18 protein-coding genes are annotated in these 16,558 nt (G+C 71.2%); 11 read left to right on the forward strand and 7 right to left on the reverse strand.

Annotation, left to right across the window (positions count from 1 at the left end):
* Window positions 1-75 precede the first annotated feature (75 nt).
* Window positions 76-1,446: a glycosyltransferase family 87 protein gene (locus ACIQ9G_RS32370; protein ID WP_403616765.1), complete on the forward strand. Its 1,371-nt coding sequence runs from the start codon at window positions 76-78 to the stop codon at window positions 1,444-1,446.
* A gap of 64 nt (window positions 1,447-1,510) precedes the next feature.
* Here the strand turns inward: ACIQ9G_RS32370 and ACIQ9G_RS32375 are convergent, their stop codons facing one another.
* A complete protein-coding gene (locus tag ACIQ9G_RS32375; RefSeq protein WP_403616768.1) occupies window positions 1,511-1,915 on the reverse strand; it encodes a MazG nucleotide pyrophosphohydrolase domain-containing protein in 405 nt (134 codons plus the stop codon).
* A 94-nt stretch (window positions 1,916-2,009) separates the two neighbouring features.
* Here ACIQ9G_RS32375 and ACIQ9G_RS32380 point away from each other — a divergent pair, with 94 nt between their 5' ends.
* Window positions 2,010-3,008: a TAXI family TRAP transporter solute-binding subunit gene (locus tag ACIQ9G_RS32380; protein ID WP_403616771.1), complete on the forward strand. Its 999-nt coding sequence runs from the start codon at window positions 2,010-2,012 to the stop codon at window positions 3,006-3,008.
* Between the two features lie 363 nt (window positions 3,009-3,371).
* Here the strand turns inward: ACIQ9G_RS32380 and ACIQ9G_RS32385 are convergent, their stop codons facing one another.
* Window positions 3,372-4,781 (reverse strand): ATP-binding protein, encoded by a 1,410-nt coding sequence (locus ACIQ9G_RS32385; RefSeq protein ID WP_403616774.1) that lies wholly within the window; start codon window positions 4,779-4,781, stop codon window positions 3,372-3,374.
* Between the two features lie 9 nt (window positions 4,782-4,790).
* Window positions 4,791-5,477 carry a response regulator transcription factor gene (locus ACIQ9G_RS32390; RefSeq protein WP_403616776.1) on the reverse strand — a complete coding sequence of 229 codons (687 nt, stop codon included), beginning with the start codon at window positions 5,475-5,477 and terminating at the stop codon, window positions 4,791-4,793.
* A 286-nt stretch (window positions 5,478-5,763) separates the two neighbouring features.
* On the opposite strand from ACIQ9G_RS32390, the gene ACIQ9G_RS32395 reads away from it, so the two are divergent.
* From ACIQ9G_RS32395 to ACIQ9G_RS32410, 4 genes are all read left to right on the forward strand, one after another.
* Window positions 5,764-6,540, forward strand: coding sequence for an amino acid ABC transporter ATP-binding protein (locus ACIQ9G_RS32395; protein WP_403616779.1), 777 nt, complete (start codon window positions 5,764-5,766; stop codon window positions 6,538-6,540).
* 103 nt (window positions 6,541-6,643) lie between these two features.
* Complete coding sequence (locus tag ACIQ9G_RS32400; protein ID WP_403616781.1) at window positions 6,644-7,561, forward strand: glutamate ABC transporter substrate-binding protein; 918 nt, start codon at window positions 6,644-6,646, stop codon at window positions 7,559-7,561.
* A 162-nt stretch (window positions 7,562-7,723) separates the two neighbouring features.
* Complete coding sequence (locus tag ACIQ9G_RS32405) at window positions 7,724-8,371, forward strand: amino acid ABC transporter permease (RefSeq protein ID WP_403616784.1); 648 nt, start codon at window positions 7,724-7,726, stop codon at window positions 8,369-8,371.
* Complete coding sequence (locus ACIQ9G_RS32410) at window positions 8,368-9,312, forward strand: amino acid ABC transporter permease (RefSeq protein WP_403616786.1); 945 nt, start codon at window positions 8,368-8,370, stop codon at window positions 9,310-9,312. The genes ACIQ9G_RS32405 and ACIQ9G_RS32410 overlap by 4 nt, the downstream gene beginning before the upstream one ends.
* A 71-nt stretch (window positions 9,313-9,383) precedes the next feature.
* On the opposite strand, the gene ACIQ9G_RS32415 is transcribed toward ACIQ9G_RS32410, so the two are convergent.
* Window positions 9,384-9,824, reverse strand: coding sequence for a hypothetical protein (locus tag ACIQ9G_RS32415; protein WP_403616789.1), 441 nt, complete (start codon window positions 9,822-9,824; stop codon window positions 9,384-9,386).
* A 78-nt stretch (window positions 9,825-9,902) separates the two neighbouring features.
* Window positions 9,903-10,361 carry a hypothetical protein gene (locus tag ACIQ9G_RS32420; protein WP_403616792.1) on the reverse strand — a complete coding sequence of 153 codons (459 nt, stop codon included), beginning with the start codon at window positions 10,359-10,361 and terminating at the stop codon, window positions 9,903-9,905.
* A 384-nt stretch (window positions 10,362-10,745) separates the two neighbouring features.
* Here ACIQ9G_RS32420 and ACIQ9G_RS32425 point away from each other — a divergent pair, with 384 nt between their 5' ends.
* The 5 genes from ACIQ9G_RS32425 to ACIQ9G_RS32445 all read left to right on the forward strand — a co-directional run bounded on the left by ACIQ9G_RS32425 (window position 10,746) and on the right by ACIQ9G_RS32445 (window position 14,520).
* A complete protein-coding gene (locus tag ACIQ9G_RS32425; protein WP_403616794.1) occupies window positions 10,746-11,360 on the forward strand; it encodes a response regulator transcription factor in 615 nt (204 codons plus the stop codon).
* Window positions 11,361-11,592: 232 nt separating this feature from the next.
* Complete coding sequence (locus ACIQ9G_RS32430) at window positions 11,593-13,194, forward strand: FAD-dependent monooxygenase (RefSeq protein ID WP_403616797.1); 1,602 nt, start codon at window positions 11,593-11,595, stop codon at window positions 13,192-13,194.
* Between the two features lie 185 nt (window positions 13,195-13,379).
* Entirely contained in the window at window positions 13,380-13,466 is an 87-nt protein-coding gene (locus ACIQ9G_RS32435) for a putative leader peptide (RefSeq protein ID WP_311605579.1), read from the forward strand.
* Between the two features lie 80 nt (window positions 13,467-13,546).
* Window positions 13,547-14,101: a cysteine dioxygenase gene (locus tag ACIQ9G_RS32440; protein WP_403616800.1), complete on the forward strand. Its 555-nt coding sequence runs from the start codon at window positions 13,547-13,549 to the stop codon at window positions 14,099-14,101.
* Window positions 14,098-14,520, forward strand: a complete 423-nt coding sequence (locus tag ACIQ9G_RS32445; RefSeq protein ID WP_403616802.1) for a rhodanese-like domain-containing protein — start codon at window positions 14,098-14,100, stop codon at window positions 14,518-14,520. Before ACIQ9G_RS32440 ends, ACIQ9G_RS32445 begins: the two co-directional genes overlap by 4 nt.
* Window positions 14,521-14,628: 108 nt before the next feature.
* Here the strand turns inward: ACIQ9G_RS32445 and recX are convergent, their stop codons facing one another.
* Together recX and recA are read right to left on the reverse strand one after the other, a co-directional pair.
* On the reverse strand, window positions 14,629-15,417 hold the full coding sequence (gene recX / locus ACIQ9G_RS32450; protein ID WP_403616805.1) for a recombination regulator RecX: 789 nt from the start codon (window positions 15,415-15,417) through the stop codon (window positions 14,629-14,631).
* 3 nt (window positions 15,418-15,420) lie between these two features.
* Window positions 15,421-16,545: a recombinase RecA gene (gene recA, locus ACIQ9G_RS32455; protein ID WP_403616808.1), complete on the reverse strand. Its 1,125-nt coding sequence runs from the start codon at window positions 16,543-16,545 to the stop codon at window positions 15,421-15,423.
* Window positions 16,546-16,558 lie beyond the last annotated feature (13 nt).

Here is a 16,558-nt window from a genome sequence, read left to right on the forward strand (position 1 = left end):
GGAGCACAAAATGGGGTCGCAGCATGGCAGCCGCGGAGCACCGCTCCCGCGGGCCCTCCCGGACAGGCAGGTGTGATGCGGCTTCGTGACGCCCTCCGGACGACCGCGCCCGGCGCCACCTCGATCGGCGCCCCCCGGGCCGGGTCCACCTCGGCCGGGGCGCTGCGCGCGTGGCTGCTGCGTCCGGCCGGGCCGGTCGCGGTCGCGCTCCTCGCAGTCGTACTGGCCGCCCGGGCCGCGCGGGTGGCGGTCGCCTTCGCGGGGGGCGGCATGGACAACGCCTTCGTCGTCCACGCCGGGCAGATCTGGCTGCAGGGTGGCGCCCCCTACGCGGACCGGCGCTTTCTGTACCTGCCGAGCGCCGTGCTGTTCGCCGGGGCGCAGGCGGCGCTGCCGGCGTCCGTGCTGCGCGTCGCCGCGCCGGTGGTGTGCGTGGCGCTGATCGCCGGCGGCTGGTGGTGCGCCGTACGGCTGTTCCGGGTGCCGGCGCGCAGCCGGTTCGCGGTCCTCGGGCTGCTGGGGCTGGTGCTGGCCTGGGCGCCCGTCGGCCACCTGGTGAACCTCGGCAACTGGACCGCCGTCAGCGCCCTCGCCCTGCCGCTGGCGCTGCTGCTGGCGGACCGCGGACGCTGGGACGCCGCCGGGGTGGTCCTCGGGATCTCCGTGGCCGTCAAGCCGCTGCTGCTGCCCGTCGTCCTGCTGTTCGTCCTGGCCCGGCGGTGGCGCGCCCTGGCGTGGATGGCGGGGCTGCCCGCGGCCCTGTCGCTGGGCGCGGCCCTGATGATGCCGGACCCGGGCGGGTTCTTCACCCGCACGCTGCCCTTCCTCCTCAAGGGCGGGGACGCCCTGATGCGGCCGTTCGACTCCTCCCTGCCCGCGGTGCTGCCGCGCCTCGGGGTGCCGCCGACCCTCGCGGAAGGGGTCGCCCTGATCGCGGCGGCCGCCGGCGTGGGGTGCGCCTGGCTGCGCCGCCGCCGCGCCGGCCCCGGCCCGGCGCGGCTCGCGGACACGGCCGCGATGCTCATGCTGGCGTCCTACCTGGTGTCCCGCCCGTCCTACGACCACTATCTGGTCGTCGTCGTGCCGCTGCTGCTGGCCGGTGCGCTGGAGCGGGACTCGGTGACGCGCTCGCCGTGGTTCTGGGCGGCGCTCGTCCCGCAGGTTCCCGAGTTCACGTTTCCGCTGCTGGACGCCTCGACGCACAGGGCGTTCAAGGACGCGGTCACCCTGTCCCTGCTCGCGTCGGCGCTGGCCGTACGGTGCGCGCGGCCGTTCCCCGCGCGGGCGGCCGCCGAGCCGGCGCCGTCCACGGACCGGGCGCTGCCCGCGGACCGGGCGCGGGCCACCGACCGGGCGCGGACCACGGGCCGTCCCGTTCCCCAGGTGCCCCTCCCGCCCTCGGGTCGTGCGCCGGCCCGGAACGGCGTGCGCGAAGGCAGTCGCTGACCGCGCGGGGCGCCCGGACCGGGGCGCGTCTGGGGCCGCCGGGGGCCACCCCGGCGCGTGGATGTCAGGCGCCCTCGGGCGCCCAGCCCTGCCGGCGCAGGACGGCCGACACGTCGGGTGCGCGGTAGTGGTCGCCCTTGAGCACCTTGCCGTCGGCGCGGCGGGCGACCTTCCCGTCGGGGCCGAGCTTGGTCATGTTGGAGCGGTGGATCTCGGTGATCACCTCGTCGAGGTCGATGCCGTGCACCAGGGCTGTGCCGTACGCCACGTACACGACGTCCGCCAGTTCGTGCGCGAGCCGGTCGAGCGGTCCGCCGACCGAGACCTCGGCGACCTCCGCGGCCTCCTCGGCGAGCAGTTCCCCGCGGTGCGCGGCGAGTTCCGGTGACACCTCGGCGGGTGTGCCGCGGGTGTCGAGCCCGAAGGCGCGGTGGAACTCACGGACGAGATCGGCGGGCGAGGAGCTCATACGGCGACTGTAGCCGCGGCCCGGGACCGCCCGGCCGGGCATGCGCGCGCCCGGCCCTGGCCAGCACCGCGCCCCGGCTGGCAGGATCGCGCGCATGTCCAAGATGTTCTCCCGGATCGGCAGGCGCGGGGCCCTGCGGGGCGCGGCCGCCGGCGTCGTGGCGCTCGGCCTCCTGCTGTGGTGGCTGCTGCCGCTGGGCGACGAGCCGCCGAGCGGGACGATCACCTTCAGCACCGGCACCTCCCGAGGCGTCTACCAGGAGTACGCCACACTGCTGCGCACCGAGCTGGACCGGGAGATGCCGGGCCTGAAGGTGCGGTTGCTGGCCAGCAACGGCTCTCAGGACAACGTCGCGCGCGTGGCGACCGGCCGTGCCGACTTCACGATCGCCGCGGCCGACGCGGTGGAGACGTACCAGCTGAACCACGAACCGGGCGCCGACCGCCTGCGCGGTGTCGCGCGCCTCTACGACGACTATGTACAGCTCGTCGTCCCCCGGGGCGCGCGCATCGCCTCGGTCGCGGATCTGCGGGGCAAGCGGGTGGCGATCGGGCCTCCCGGCTCGGGGGTGCGGCTTATCGCCGGGCGGGTGCTCACGGCGGCCGGGATAGACCCCACGACGGGGATCAGGCCGAGGAGCGACGGCATCGACACGGCCCCGGACCAGCTGCGGCGGGGCGCGATCGACGCGTTCTTCTGGTCGGGCGGGCTGCCGACGGCCGGGGTCGAGCAGCTGGCCGGAAAGTTCGCGTTCCGCTTCGTGCCGATCGGCTCCGACTTGGTGTCCCGGCTGCACGCAGCGGGGGGCGCAACCCGCTACTACCGCGCCAGGAACATGCCGGAGTCTGCCTATTCCGGCTTCCAGCAAGGCTCGACCGTGCCGACGATCGCCGTCTCCAACGTGCTGATCACCCGCAAGGACATGGACCCCAGGCTCACCGAGTGGGTGACCCGCACCGTGATCAAGAGTCGCGACAAGATCGGCGGCCACGTCCACTCGGCCCAGCTGGTCGATCTGCGCACCGCCATCTACACCGACCCGCTGGTCCTGCACGAGGGCGCGCGCCGCTACTACCGCTCGGTCAAGCCGTAGCACCCGCCGCCGGCGCCTCCGCGCACGGCCCTTATACCTGGACGCCTCGGCCCCTGATGCCTGGGCGCCCGCGGTCCGGCGCCTTCGCCACGGCACACCGGCCCCGGCGCCTGCGGTCCAGCACCTCCGCCCGGGCGCCTGCGGTCCAGCACCTCCGCCCGGGCGCCTGCGGCTCAACACCTTCGTCCCGCCCCCTACGCACCCGGGCCACGGCGCTTCCGCCCGGCCGCCCCACGGGCAGTACCCCCGCCACGGCACCTCCGCCCGGACGCCCCACGGCCCGGCACCTCCGCCCGGCACCTCCGCCCCAGCACCTCCGCCCCAGCACCTGCGATCCGGCACCTGCGATCCGGCCCCTTGGGCCTACCCCGCCCCCGGCTCCGACCTGGGCACCGTCACCGTCACCCTCAGGCCGTGCGGTTCGTTGCGGTCGTAGGCGATCGAGCCGCCGCCCGCCGCGAGGAGCGCCCGCGCGATGGACAGGCCGAGGCCGGAGCCCTTGATGTTCTGGTGGCGGCCGCTGCGCCAGAAGCGGTCTCCCACGCGGGCGAGCTCCTCCTCGACGAGGCCGGGGCCGTGGTCGGCGACGACGATCGTCGAGGTGCCGCCGTCCGCCGAGACCGTCACCTCGACCCGCTCGCCCTCCGAGGTGAACTTCACCGCGTTGTCGATCACGGCGTCCAGCGCCGACGACAGCGCCACCGGGTCGGCCCATGCAGTGGTGGCCGGGCAGTCCGCCACCAGCCGCACCCCCTTGGCCTCGGCGGCCGGGGCCCAGGCCGCGACCCGCTCCTCGGTCAGCGCGCCGATGTCGGTGAGCCGGATGTCCGCCTCGGCGTGCTCGGCGAGCGCCAGGTCGAGCAGGTCGTCCAGGACCTGGGTCAGGCGCTTGCCCTCGGTGCGGACCGAGGCGATCTCCTCGTTGTCCTCGGGCAGTTCCAGCGCGAGGAGCTCGATGCGCAGCAGCAGCGCCGAGAGCGGGTTGCGCAGTTGGTGCGAGGCGTCGGCGACGAAGGCGCGCTGCTGCTCCAGCACGTCCTCGACGTTGTCCGCCATCTCGTTGAACGACCTGGCCAGCCGTCGCAGTTCCGGCGGCCCGCTGGCCACCGCGACCCGTGACTTCAGCCGTCCGGTGGCGATGTCGTGCGTGGTGGCGTCGAGGACCCCGACGGGTTTGAGCACCCAGCCGGTCAGCCGCAGCGCGGCGCCGACGGCGAGCAGCATCGCGGCGATCTCCCCCGCACCGACGAGCAGCCAGCCGTGGAGTGTGCTCGCCCGCATCTGCCCGGTCGGCGAGTCGGTGACGACGACCGCGACGACGTCGCCGTCCCGGATGACGGGCGAGGCGACGACCAGCCGGCGGCGCTGCCAGGGCCAGACCTGGGCGGGGTCGTGGCTGCGGCGGCTGAGCAGCGCCTCCTGGAACGCGTCGCGGACCTCGCCCGTCCGGGGGAGGAACCAGTCCGTCGGCGCGTTGGCCATGGGGGTGCGGGTGCGGTAGAAGACCCCGGCCCGAATGCCGTAGACCTCGTAGTAGCTCTCGAGTTCACGGCCGAGGGTCTCGCGGCGCTCGTCCGGGGTCGTCTGGCGGGAGCCGGAGGGGCGGTCGGTGACGAACTGGGCGAGGGCGGCGAAGCGTGCCGTGTCGTCGATCCGGTCGACGACCACCTTCTGCTGCTCGGCCGCGGCCACGCTGACGGCGAGCGGGACACCGAGCGCGAGCAGCACCGCCGCCATCAGGACGATGAGCAGCGGCAGAAGACGCGTGCGCACCCGTGCCCGCTACGCGGCCGGGGCGACGAGGCGGTAGCCGACGCCGCGTACGGTCTCGATCAGGGCCGGCATGCGCAGCTTGGAGCGCAGGGATGCGACGTGCACCTCCAGGGTGCGTCCGGTGCCCTCCCAACTGGTGCGCCACACCTCGCTGATGATCTGCTCCCGCCGGAAGACGACACCCGGGCGCTGGGCGAGCAGGGCGAGGAGGTCGAACTCCTTGCGGGTCAGCTGGACGACCGAGCCGTCGACGCTGACCTGCCGGGTTGGCAGTTCGATGCGCACGGGGCCGAGGCGCAGCGCGGTCTCGCCGCCGCTGTCCTGCTCCTCGTGGGCGGTGCGTCTGCTGACGGCGTGGATGCGGGCGAGCAGCTCTCCGGTGTCGTACGGCTTCACGACGTAGTCGTCGGCGCCGAGGTTGAGGCCGTGGATGCGGGAGCGGACGTCGGAACGGGCGGTGACCATGATCACCGGGATGCTGGTGCGCTTGCGGATCTTGCCGCAGACCTCGTAGCCGTCCTGGTCGGGCAGGCCGAGGTCGAGCAGGACCACCCCGAAGCCGGCGCCCTCCGGGACGAGTGCCTGGAGGGCCTCCTCGCCGCTGCGGGCGTGCGTGACGTCGAAACCGTGCCGCGCCAGGACCGCGGACAGGGCGGCGGCGACGTGGTTGTCGTCCTCGACGAGGAGCAGTCTCATCCCGGCCCCCTCCGGTTCATCCGTCGTACGATCGTGGTCTGTAGAGGCGCGTGCACGCACGTGTGCACCATGGCAGTCACGCTGATGGACGACGACGGCGTCAAGAGGGTTCCGGTCGCGCACGGCTTCCGTTATCCAGCCGGTACGCGGCCCGGCGGCCGCTGCTACGACACGTGTCCGATTGCTATCGGATCGTGATGCTCAGATCTCCCTCAGATGTAATGACGCAGGTCGTACGGGGAAATTAGTGTCCTCCGAAACCGAGGAGGACGGAGCCAGAGAAGCGATGACCGAAGTATCGATGGCCAAGGAAGACGTGGCGTCGACCGGGGATCTGGTCGCCATGAAGAGCGTCAACAAGCACTTCGGCGCGTTGCACGTGCTCCAGGACATCGACCTGACGATCGCCCGCGGCGAGGTCGTCGTGGTCATCGGGCCCTCCGGGTCCGGGAAGTCCACCCTGTGCCGCACCATCAACCGCCTGGAGACGATCGACTCGGGCACGATCACGATCGACGGGAAGCCGCTGCCCCACGAGGGCAGGGAGCTGGCCCGGCTGCGCGCCGACGTCGGCATGGTCTTCCAGTCCTTCAATCTCTTCGCGCACAAGACCGTGCTCGAGAACGTCACCCTGGGCCAGGTCAAGGTCCGCAAGGCGGACAAGAAGAAGGCCGAGGAGCGGGCCCGGGCCCTGCTCGACCGGGTGGGCGTGGGCGCCCAGGCCGACAAGTACCCCGCCCAGCTCTCCGGCGGCCAGCAGCAGCGCGTGGCCATCGCCCGGGCGCTGGCGATGGACCCGAAGGTCATGCTCTTCGACGAGCCGACCTCCGCCCTGGACCCGGAGATGATCAACGAGGTCCTGGAGGTCATGCAGCAGCTCGCCCGGGACGGCATGACGATGATCGTCGTCACCCACGAGATGGGCTTCGCCCGGTCGGCCGCCAACCGCGTGGTCTTCATGGCCGACGGCCGGATCGTCGAGCAGGCCACACCCGACCAGTTCTTCAGCAACCCGCGCAGCGACCGGGCCAAGGACTTCCTGTCGAAGATCCTCAACCACTGACGCCGACACCCCGTACCACCGGCTCCGACGCCCCCGGCGTCCGAGCTGCGCGGCACCCGCGATGCCGCACTCAACACATCTGCCGACTCGAAGGATGTCCAGGATGAAGTTCCGTACGTCTGCCTCCGCGGCAGTCCTCACCGCGCTCGCGCTGGCCCTCACGGCCTGCGGTGGAGAATCCGGCAACGCCGGCGACCAGCCCGCCGGCGAAGCCAGCGGTTCGAACGCGCCCAAGCTGCCGACGTATGCCGTCGCGGGGAACGTGAAGATCGACTCCCCCACGCTGAAGAAAGCCCAGCAAGCCGGCAAGCTCGTGATCGGCGCCAAGAACGACCAGCCGTATCTCGGATTCGAGGACACGAGCGGCAAGCGAACCGGCTTCGACATCGAGATCGCCAAGATGGTCGCCGGCGACCTCGGGTTCAAGCCCTCCCAGATCGAGTTCAAGACTGTCGACTCCAACGTCCGTGAGACCACCATCTCCAAGGGCGAGGTCGACTTGTACGTCGGTACGTACACGATCAACGACGAGCGCAAGAAGCAGGTGGGCTTCGCCGGTCCGTACTTCATGGCGGGCGCGGACCTGCTCGTACGCAAGGACGAGAAGGGCATCACCGGACCCGATTCACTCAAGGGCAAGACGGTCTGCTCCATCAAGGGCTCGACGCCCCTGCAGGAGATCAAGAAGCCCAAGTACGGGGCCAAGACCGTCGAGCTGTCGAAGTACTCCGAGTGTGTGCAGCAGCTGCTCAACAACGAGGTTGACGCCGTCACCACCGACGACGCGATCCTCAAGGGTTATGCGGCGCAGCGGCCGACCAAGCTCAAGGTGGTAGGCAAGCCGTTTACCCAGGAGCCGTACGGCGTCGGGATGAACAAGAACGACAAGGCTCTGCGCGACGCCATCGACGACGCGATCGAGAAGCACGAGAAGAACGGCGACTACAAGAAGGCGTACGAGGCGACCCTCGGCCTCTCGGGCTCCCCGTACACGGAGCCGCCGGCCGTCAACCGCTACTGACGAGTCCCAGACGTCGCGACCACGGCGTCACACGAGCCTGCTGCCCCGGTCCCGGTGCCCCACCGGTGCCCGGCGGCAGGCCCGCCCGTCCTGGCGGCGCCGGTCGGCGCACCGCCATGGACGCGCTCCTCCCTGCCCGTACACCGCCACGAGGACCTCCCCGTGAACGTATTGCTCGACCATCTCGCGGAATTCCGCGAGGGGTTCATCGGCACCGTCCTGCTAACCCTCGCCAGCGGGCTCCTCGCGATGGTGCTGGGGGTCATTATCGCCGGGTTCCGTGTCTCCCCCGTGCCTCCGCTGCGGATGTTCGGCACTGCGTGGGTCACCCTCTTCCGGAACACGCCCCTCACCCTGCTCTTCCTCATCGCCTGGTTCGTCGTCCCGGTCATCTTCGTACCGGGGCTGAGCCCATGGGCGAAGGCACTCCTGGCCCTGGGTTTGTACACCTCGGCCTTTGTCTGCGAGGCCGTGCGGTCCGGCATCAACACCGTGCCCCTGGGGCAGGCTGAGGCCGCCCGGTCCATCGGCATGACCTTCTCGCAGACCCTGCGTCTGATCGTCCTCCCGCAGGCGACGCGCACCGTGCTCCCGCCGCTGAGCTCGATCTTCATCGCGCTGACCAAGAACTCGGCGATCGCGGGCGCCTTCAGCGTCACGGAGCTGTTCGGCGTGCAGAAGATGCTGAGTGACCAGGGGTTCGCCATCGCCTGGATCTTCCTGTGGGTGGCTCTGGGCTATCTCGTGATCACGTTCTCGATCAGCGGTCTTTTCCGGCTGCTGGAGCGACGTCTGGGGGTCGCACGATGAGTTCGAGCGTTCTGTACGACGCACCGGGCCCCAAGGCCCGTACACGCAACCGCCTCTACTTGGTGATCGGCTCGCTCGCCGTGGTCGCCGTGCTCGCCTTCGTCGTGTATCGGCTCAACGTCAAGGGCCAGTTGGACCCGAAAGTCTGGGACATCTTCAACAACGCCGGGGTGCGCACAAACATCCGCGACGGCGTACTGACCACCCTGAAGGTGTTCGCCCTCGCGGGTGCGCTGTCCCTGGCTCTCGGGCTGCTGCTCGCTGTGGCGCGGCTCTCCGAGCATCGGGCCGTCAGCTGGGCCGCGACCACCTTCGTCGAACTGTTCCGCGCGGTCCCGCTCCTCATCACCATCTACGCCCTGTGGGTGGTGTTCCTCACCTACAAGAACGATCTCGGAGTCATCGGGGAGAACAGCGCGTTCTGGGGTCTCGTCATCGGCCTGACCGTCTACAACGGCTGTGTCCAGGCCGAGGTCTTCCGCGCAGGCATCAACGCGGTGCCCCGGGGACAGGTGGAGGCCGCGTACGCGCTCGGTCTGCGCAAGTACCAGGTCATGACGACGCTGTTGCTGCCGCAGGCGGTGCGTTCCATGCTGCCGACGATGATCAGTCAGCTCGTGGTCACCCTGAAGGACACCTCGCTCGGCTACGTCATCACGTACACGGAGCTTCTGTTCGCCACGCGGACGATGGCCAACAACATCATCGTCAACGGGGAGAACCCGTTCACGGCGGTCACCATCGTCGTCGCGGCGATCTACATCGCGATGTGTCTGGCGCTGTCCTCGCTCGCGACCTGGATCGAGCGGCGGGGACGCCGTACGAGGACCGGTGTCGCCGTGGCGGTTGCGGCCGAGCCGGCCGAGCAGCCTGGGGTGCTCGACGTCACAGGAGTGTCCCTCGGCGCAGCCGACGGCGACGCGAAGAAAGCGGAGAGGTAGTCGCCGAAGCGCAGGTGTCCTGGCCGTCCCCGCCGCGGCGGGGACGGCCAGGACACCTGCGGCGCCTCGGATCAGTGGACGGGCTTGATGACGGTGCTCGCCGTCATGTCCGTGGGCTCCTGGTGAATGGTCAGCGTGACGTTGGCCTTCATGTCGCCCTGGGGCGTGAGCAGAACAGACTTGTGACAGCCCTTGGCCTTCGCCTCGTAGGTGTCGTATGTCCTGCCCCACCGCACTGCGGCACGGGCCCGCCACTGGGCGCACCCGCTGAAGGTGACGCGGATGGAGTGCTTGCGCAGATTGGGCAACGAGGTACTGCGGTACTGCTTGTCCACCCACGTGTAGGTGTGCGAGAACCCGCCAACCCGGATGGTGCCGGAGCGTTTGCCGAGGTAGATCTCGGAGGGGCCGTCCGCGGACGCCGAGGGCGCCGCCAGAGCGGAAGCCATGACTGCTGCGCCGAGAAGCACGGCCGCGCGGCGCCTCACCTTGGTCCTCTGCCCGTCATGCATGAACAACCTCCTTCAGAAGCCTCCCGCGCGGAGATTCCGCACAGGAGGAAGTCGTGGACTTTTCTGGCGGAAATCGAATTACGCAGGGTAGTCACCCCAGTTCCAGCGCCAGGTGTCCCTGAAGGGGACTCGGCCGGCATTCTTGTAGACGATGGTTGCCTCGGCATAGAAGGTCTTGCACTTACTCTTCGGCGGCAGCGCCTTGATGATGGTTTGAGCCGGGGCCTTCTTGTTCGCCACGTTGTCGCGGTAGACAACCTTGGGGTGCGGCTTGAAGCAGTGGATCTGCCCGGAGAGGCTGGCGACCCCGCGCCCCCGCGGGCAGCCCCGGTCGGTCTGGAACCACGCCTTGAGGTAAGTGCCGAACTGGTCCGAGTCGTACCAGACTTTGAGGACCGGATTGCCGCAGTGGATCGCGGCGGCACTCGATGATGCGGCGGGAGCGGCCGCCGCGGGCGCGGTGGCCGCTCCGATAGTCAGCAAAGAGGCGGCTGCGGCCGCTCCCCATACCGCCCCCCGGCGTGCCCTGTCAGCCATTGAATTTCGTTCCTCTCGTCCATGGACTGGCGAAGTTCCCACCCACCATGCGTTCTTTTGAGACGAGGACAGGACCCCGGCAATGGGGATGATGAACGGCATCCCCCTGAATTGGGGATTGACTTTCCCGGCAGAGCCGACTCTCCACTGCGGCGAAATTCGGGAGCTGATTATTGTCGGCGCGCGCAAGCGTCCCGGGCGTACACGACAAACACGCTTGACGTGCACGCGCAAGAGCCGGAGGATCACATGAGTGCTCTCGTCGTGACCGGACGGGAGCGATGTCGCAGGTACCGTCGCGTACGGACAGAACCACACGGGGATCGCATGCTACGGGTGGGAATCATCGATGACAGATCGCTGTGCCGCGCAGGACTACGGGGGATGTTGCAGGACCTGGCTCCAGATCCGTACCGGAACCTGCTGCCGAGCGTCGTCGCCGAAGGGAAGCGCGCGCAGGCGGCCACGTTGGTGAAGACGACCCGCCCGGACCTTCTGATCAGCGGTGACGCGTGTGGCAGGGACTCTCTCCCGCTGGTGGAGACCGTTTCCCGGCTTCCGGCGTCACCCGCCATTCTGGTGATCGCGGAGCGCATCACAGACAAGGACGCTCGTATTCTCCTCGCCCGGGGTGCGGCCGGCGTCCTGCTCCACCGTTCCGCCCCCCAACATCTGACCTGGGCCCTCACCGCCGTCACCGAGGGCAGCCGTGCACTCTCCCCCGAGATCGCGGACGCAATCATCCACGGCTGCCCCACGCCGGTCCGCTCGTCCCACGGGGCGCGGGAGCGCGTGGCCAATCTGAGCTCACGGGAGCGCGAGGTCCTGGCGCTCCTCAGCGACGGCCTCCCGAACCGGGCTATCGGCGAGGCACTCCACATCAGCCCGGAAACGGTGAAGGACCACGTACGCACACTGTGCGTCAAGCTTCAAGCCGCCAATCGCATCCACGCGGCCCGGATCGCGTGGCAAGCCGGAGTCGTCGCCATGCCCGCCTGACGACTGGTCGCGCGTCGGTACCACCCAGGGAACTCACGCGCACCAGCCGACTCAGCGCGGGCAAGCAGGGAACAGTCACCGGCCGAGCGAACGCTCGGCCATGGCACAGCCAGCATCGCTTGACGCAGGCAACGGCAATCTGTTGCATACGTTCTGTGATCGTGCACCCTGCTTCACCAACCTGTTCGCTTGCGGCCCTCGGGACACCGACACGGGCAGGGGGCGCTGCGTCGTGGATCCGGTGATCGTCGTCGGGGCGGGGCCCGTCGGGCTCACGCTCGCCCTGGCGCTGGCGCGTCAGGAGGTGCCGTCCGTCGTCCTGGACGAGGGGCCGGGCAGGGACGCGGCGCGCGCCGCGCGCACCGTGGTGCTGCGCGCCGACACGGCCGCCCTGGTGGAGCGTCTCGCGCGGGTCCCGCTCGGCGACGCGGGACTGCGCTGGGCCGGCTGGCGGTCGATGCGGCGCAAACAGGTGATGCGCGAGGTCGCCTTCGACGACGCCGAGTCCGCTCCCCTGCACCTCGCCCAGCACGTCCTGACCGGCGCCCTGCGCGCCGCCATCGCCGACGAACCGCTGGTCGAGCTCACCGTGGACAGCCGCCTCGACGCGATCGAGCAGGAGCCGTCAGGCGTGACCGCCCACACTCGCGGCCCCAAGGGCACATGGTGGCGCGGCAGTTACCTGGTGGGCTGCGACGGCCCCCGGTCGACCGTGCGCAAGCTGGAGGACATCCGCTTCCCCGGCCGTACGGCCGTCGAGCGGCACGCCGTCGCCGCGTTGCGCGCGGAACTCCCCCGGCCGGGCGAAGCGTTCCTCCACCGGCTGCCGCCCTGGCGCACCACGGGCCCCTCGGCCGGGGAAGTCTCCGCGCGCCCGCTTCCCGGCGGGTCCTGGCGCCTGGACTGGCTGCTGCCGCCCGGCAAGGACCTGGTCACGCCGGAACTGCTCGTCAACCGCGTCCGCGAGACCCTCACCGGCTGGACCGGCGACCCCACACCGACGTACGAGCTGCTGGACACCGGCGTCCACACGGTCCACCACCGGCTGGCCCGCCGCTGGCGCGCCGGGCGGGTCTTCCTCGCCGGCGACGCGGCGCACCTGCTGGGCGCGTTCGGCACACAGGGTCTCGACGAGGGACTCAGGGACGCCGACAACCTCGCCTGGAAACTCTCGCTCGCCTGGCACCACGGGCCGCACGAGGCCCTGTTGGACAGCTACCAGGCGGAGCGGCGGGCCGCCGTCGCCGCCCGGCTGCGTGCGGCGGACCAGGCCCTGCCCCTGCTGCGCGGGGGCGGCGGGCTGCGCTCGTACGTCCCCGGGACGTCCCGCGGGCACGACGCCCTCTTCCTGGACGCCCATCTGGGGCGCGGGCCGCTGGGCGCGCCGGGGACGTACGCCGACTCGCCGCTCGCGCCCGCGCCCGCCGAGGGCGAGACCCCGGTCGACACGCCGGTCGGCGCGCAGGTCGCCGACGTACCGGTCACCGCGGAGGACGGCTCCCTCGTACCGCTGCGGGACCGGCTCGGCCGCGGCGCGCTGCTGGTGGTGCTGGTCGCGCCGGGCACCGTCGTGTGGGAGCGCCGGCACTGGGTGAGCGCCGGTCTCATGCCCCGGCTGGCGGCCGCGGTGACCGCGCTGCCCCGACCGGCCGAACTGCTCGTCGCCGAGAGCTACCCGGGCGCCGCCGCCCACACCGTGCTCCTCGTACGGCCCGACGGGCACCTCGTCACCGCGCTGAGCGGGGTACGGCCGGCCGACCTGTACTCGGCGGCGGAGGCGGCACTCGGCGGCCCCCTGCCGTCGACGGCACGGGCGTCGGCGGGGGCGCGCTGAGGATCGGTGGGTCGGCTCGCTGACGCCGGCGGCGCGGGGACGCGCTGAGCGCGGAGCGCGGGGTCGCAGGCTGGTGGGCGGGCACGGTCCGGCGCAGGCGCCGGTCTGCGGGTGCCCGGCGCGTGCCCCGTCCGCATGGTGACGGTCAGTTGACCGTTTCGCACCCCCGTGGTGTACTCCGGATCATGACCGACACCGATGTGCGCCTGTGGCGGAGGGTCCACATGGACCTCGTCCGCTACGCGGGCTGCGTGTGTCGTCCGTCCTGCTGAATGCGCATTTCCCCTCCTCGGGCGCCACGCCGCTCCCTGCCGCCGCGCGCCCTTCTCGACGCATCTTCAGGACGGTGTACGTGTCTGTCTCCCCCTCGCCCTCCCCCTTCACGTCCGTTCCCGTGACCTCGCCCGCTGCGCAGGCGCCCACGCAGGCGGACCTCCTCGACTTCGTCCGGCGCACCGCCTCCGACGCCGAGCTGATCGCCTCGCTCCCGCTCGACCCGGAAGGCCGCACCTGGGTGCGCCTGGAGGGCCCCCGCGGCAGCGAGGCGTGGCTGATCGGCTGGCCCCCCGGAAGTGGCACCGGCTGGCACGACCACGCCGGGTCGGTCGGCGCCTTCTTCACCGCCTCCGGCGAGCTGCGGGAGAACTCGCTCGCCGCCCGGCTGCCCACCGACGGCTGGAAGACCCTGGAGCTCACCGACGGCGTGGACCGCGAGCGGCGCCTCCCGGCGGGACAGGGCCGTTCCTTCGGCCGCCACCATGTCCACGAGGTGCTCAACGAGTCCCCCGACCGGCACGCCGTCTCGGTGCACGCCTACCACCCGCCGCTGCCCCGGATCCGCCGCTACAGCCGCACCGGGCAGGTACTGCGCCTCGAGCAGGTCGAGCGACCGCGGGACTGGCAGTGAGCGCGGGTCGGCCGCCGGTCGGCATCGACGAACTGCTGGAGCGGGTGCGCCAGGGCTACCACCGGATCGAACCGCCGGAGGCGCACTCGGCCCACCGGGCCGGCGAGGCGCTCCTGGTGGACATCCGCTACGCGGCGCTGCGCGACAGGGACGGCCTGATCCCCGGCGCCCTGGTCGTCGAACGCAACGAGCTGGAGTGGCGACTCGACCCCCGGGGCAGCCACCGCGTGCCCGAGGCCACCGGCCACGACCTGCGCGTCGTCGTCATCTGCAACGAGGGCTACGCGTCGAGCCTGGCCGCCGCGTCCCTGCAGGAGCTGGGCCTGCACCGGGCGACCGACCTCGTGGGCGGTTTCCAGGCGTGGCGGGCGGCCGGGCTGCCCGTGACACCACCACCGGTTCACGACGCCCCGGCATGACCGGTCCGCGACGACCCGGTGCGACCTGACAGCCGGCCGCACACCGCTGGACACCGGGGTACGGGGAAGAGCGCCGTGAGGTGCCTTCTCAGTACCCCTCAGTATCCCTCAGTACCCCTCGTTCCCGAGGAACTCCGGGTCCTCGCCCTCCTCCTCCAGTGCCCGGCGGACCACCCGCAGGGCCATGCCCTCGGAGTAGCCCTTGCGGGCGAGCATGCCGGCGAGGCGGCGCAGGCGTTTGTCGCGGTCGAGGCCACGCGTGGCGCGCAGTTTGCGGTCGACGAGTTCGCGCGCGGTGGCCTCCTCCTGCTCGGTGTCGAGCTGGTTGACGGCCTCGTCGATCAGCGCCGCGTCGACGCCCTTGGTGCGCAGCTCCTGCGCGAGGGCCCGCCGGGCCAGTCCCCGTCCGTGGTGCCGGGACTCCACCCAGGCGTCCGCGAACGCGCCGTCGTTGATCAGCCCGACCTCCTCGAACCGCGACAGCACCTCCTCCGCCGCGTCGTCCGGGATCTCCCGCTTGCGCAGGGCGTCGGCGAGCTGCTTGCGGGTGCGCGGGGTCCCGGTGAGCAGGCGCAGGCAGATCGCGCGCGCCCGCTCCACCGGGTCCCCCGGAGACTCCTCCTGCTCGGCCCTCGATGAGGAGAAGGCGCCTCCGTCCTCGGCGGACGCCTCGCCGAACCCACGCCGACGACGCCCACGGCCCCGCTGCGGCCCACCGTCACGTGAACCGCCTGTGCGCGGGCCGCCCGCGCGTGATCCGGTCTCGACACCCCCGTGCGCGCCGAGACCGTCCATCGCGCCGTCCGTGACGGAGCCGGTGTCGTCATCGGTGCCCCTCCCCCGTGGGGCACCGGGAACGGCGTACTCGTACTCGGCCCAGTCCGTTCGTCGTGTCACGGGTCAGCTCTTGGCTGCGGCGGCCTTGGGCTTGGTGGCCTTGGTCGCCGGCGCGGGCACCGCCTTCGTGGCGTCCGCGGCGCCGGCGGAGACCGCGGCGTCCGTGCCCGGCTCGGCGGTCGGCTCCTCCGGACGGACGCCGACGCCCAGCTTCTCCTTGATCTTCTTCTCGATCTCGTTGGCCAGGTCGGGGTTGTCCTTCAGGAAGTTGCGCGCGTTCTCCTTGCCCTGGCCGAGCTGGTCGCCCTCGTACGTGTACCAGGCGCCGGCCTTGCGGACGAAGCCGTGCTCCACGCCCATGTCGATCAGACCGCCCTCGCGGCTGATGCCGTGGCCGTAGAGGATGTCGAACTCGGCCTGCTTGAAGGGCGGCGCGACCTTGTTCTTGACGACCTTGCAGCGGGTGCGGTTGCCGACCGCCTCCGTGCCGTCCTTCAGGGTCTCGATGCGGCGGATGTCGATACGCACCGAGGCGTAGAACTTCAGCGCCCGGCCACCGGTCGTGGTCTCCGGGGAGCCGAACATCACGCCGATCTTCTCGCGAAGCTGGTTGATGAAGATGGCCGTGGTCTTGGACTGGTTGAGCGCGCTGGTGATCTTCCGCAGTGCCTGGCTCATCAGACGGGCCTGCAGACCGACGTGGCTGTCGCCCATCTCGCCCTCGATCTCCGCGCGCGGGACGAGCGCGGCGACGGAGTCGATGACGATGAGGTCGAGGGCGCCGGAGCGGACGAGCATGTCCACGATCTCCAGGGCCTGCTCGCCGTTGTCCGGCTGGGAGAGGATCAGGTTGTCGATGTCGACACCGAGCTTCTTCGCGTACTCGGGGTCGAGGGCGTGCTCCGCGTCCACGAAGGCGACCTGGCCGCCGGCCTTCTGGGCGTTGGCCACGGCGTGCAGGGTGAGGGTGGTCTTACCGGAGGACTCCGGTCCGTAGATCTCCACCACGCGGCCGCGCGGCAGGCCGCCGACGCCGAGCGCCACGTCCAGCGCGGTCGACCCGGTGGGGATGACCTCGATGGGCTCCATCGACCGCTCGCCCATGCGCATGACCGCGCCCTTGCCGAATTGCCGTTCAATCTGTGCGAGCGCGGCGTCGAGCGCCTTCTCGCGGTCGGTTCCTGCCATGGGTTCCACCCGG

The sequence above is a fragment of the Streptomyces sp. NPDC096152 genome, assembly GCF_044763235.1.
Classification (GTDB): Bacteria; Actinomycetota; Actinomycetes; order Streptomycetales; family Streptomycetaceae; genus Streptomyces.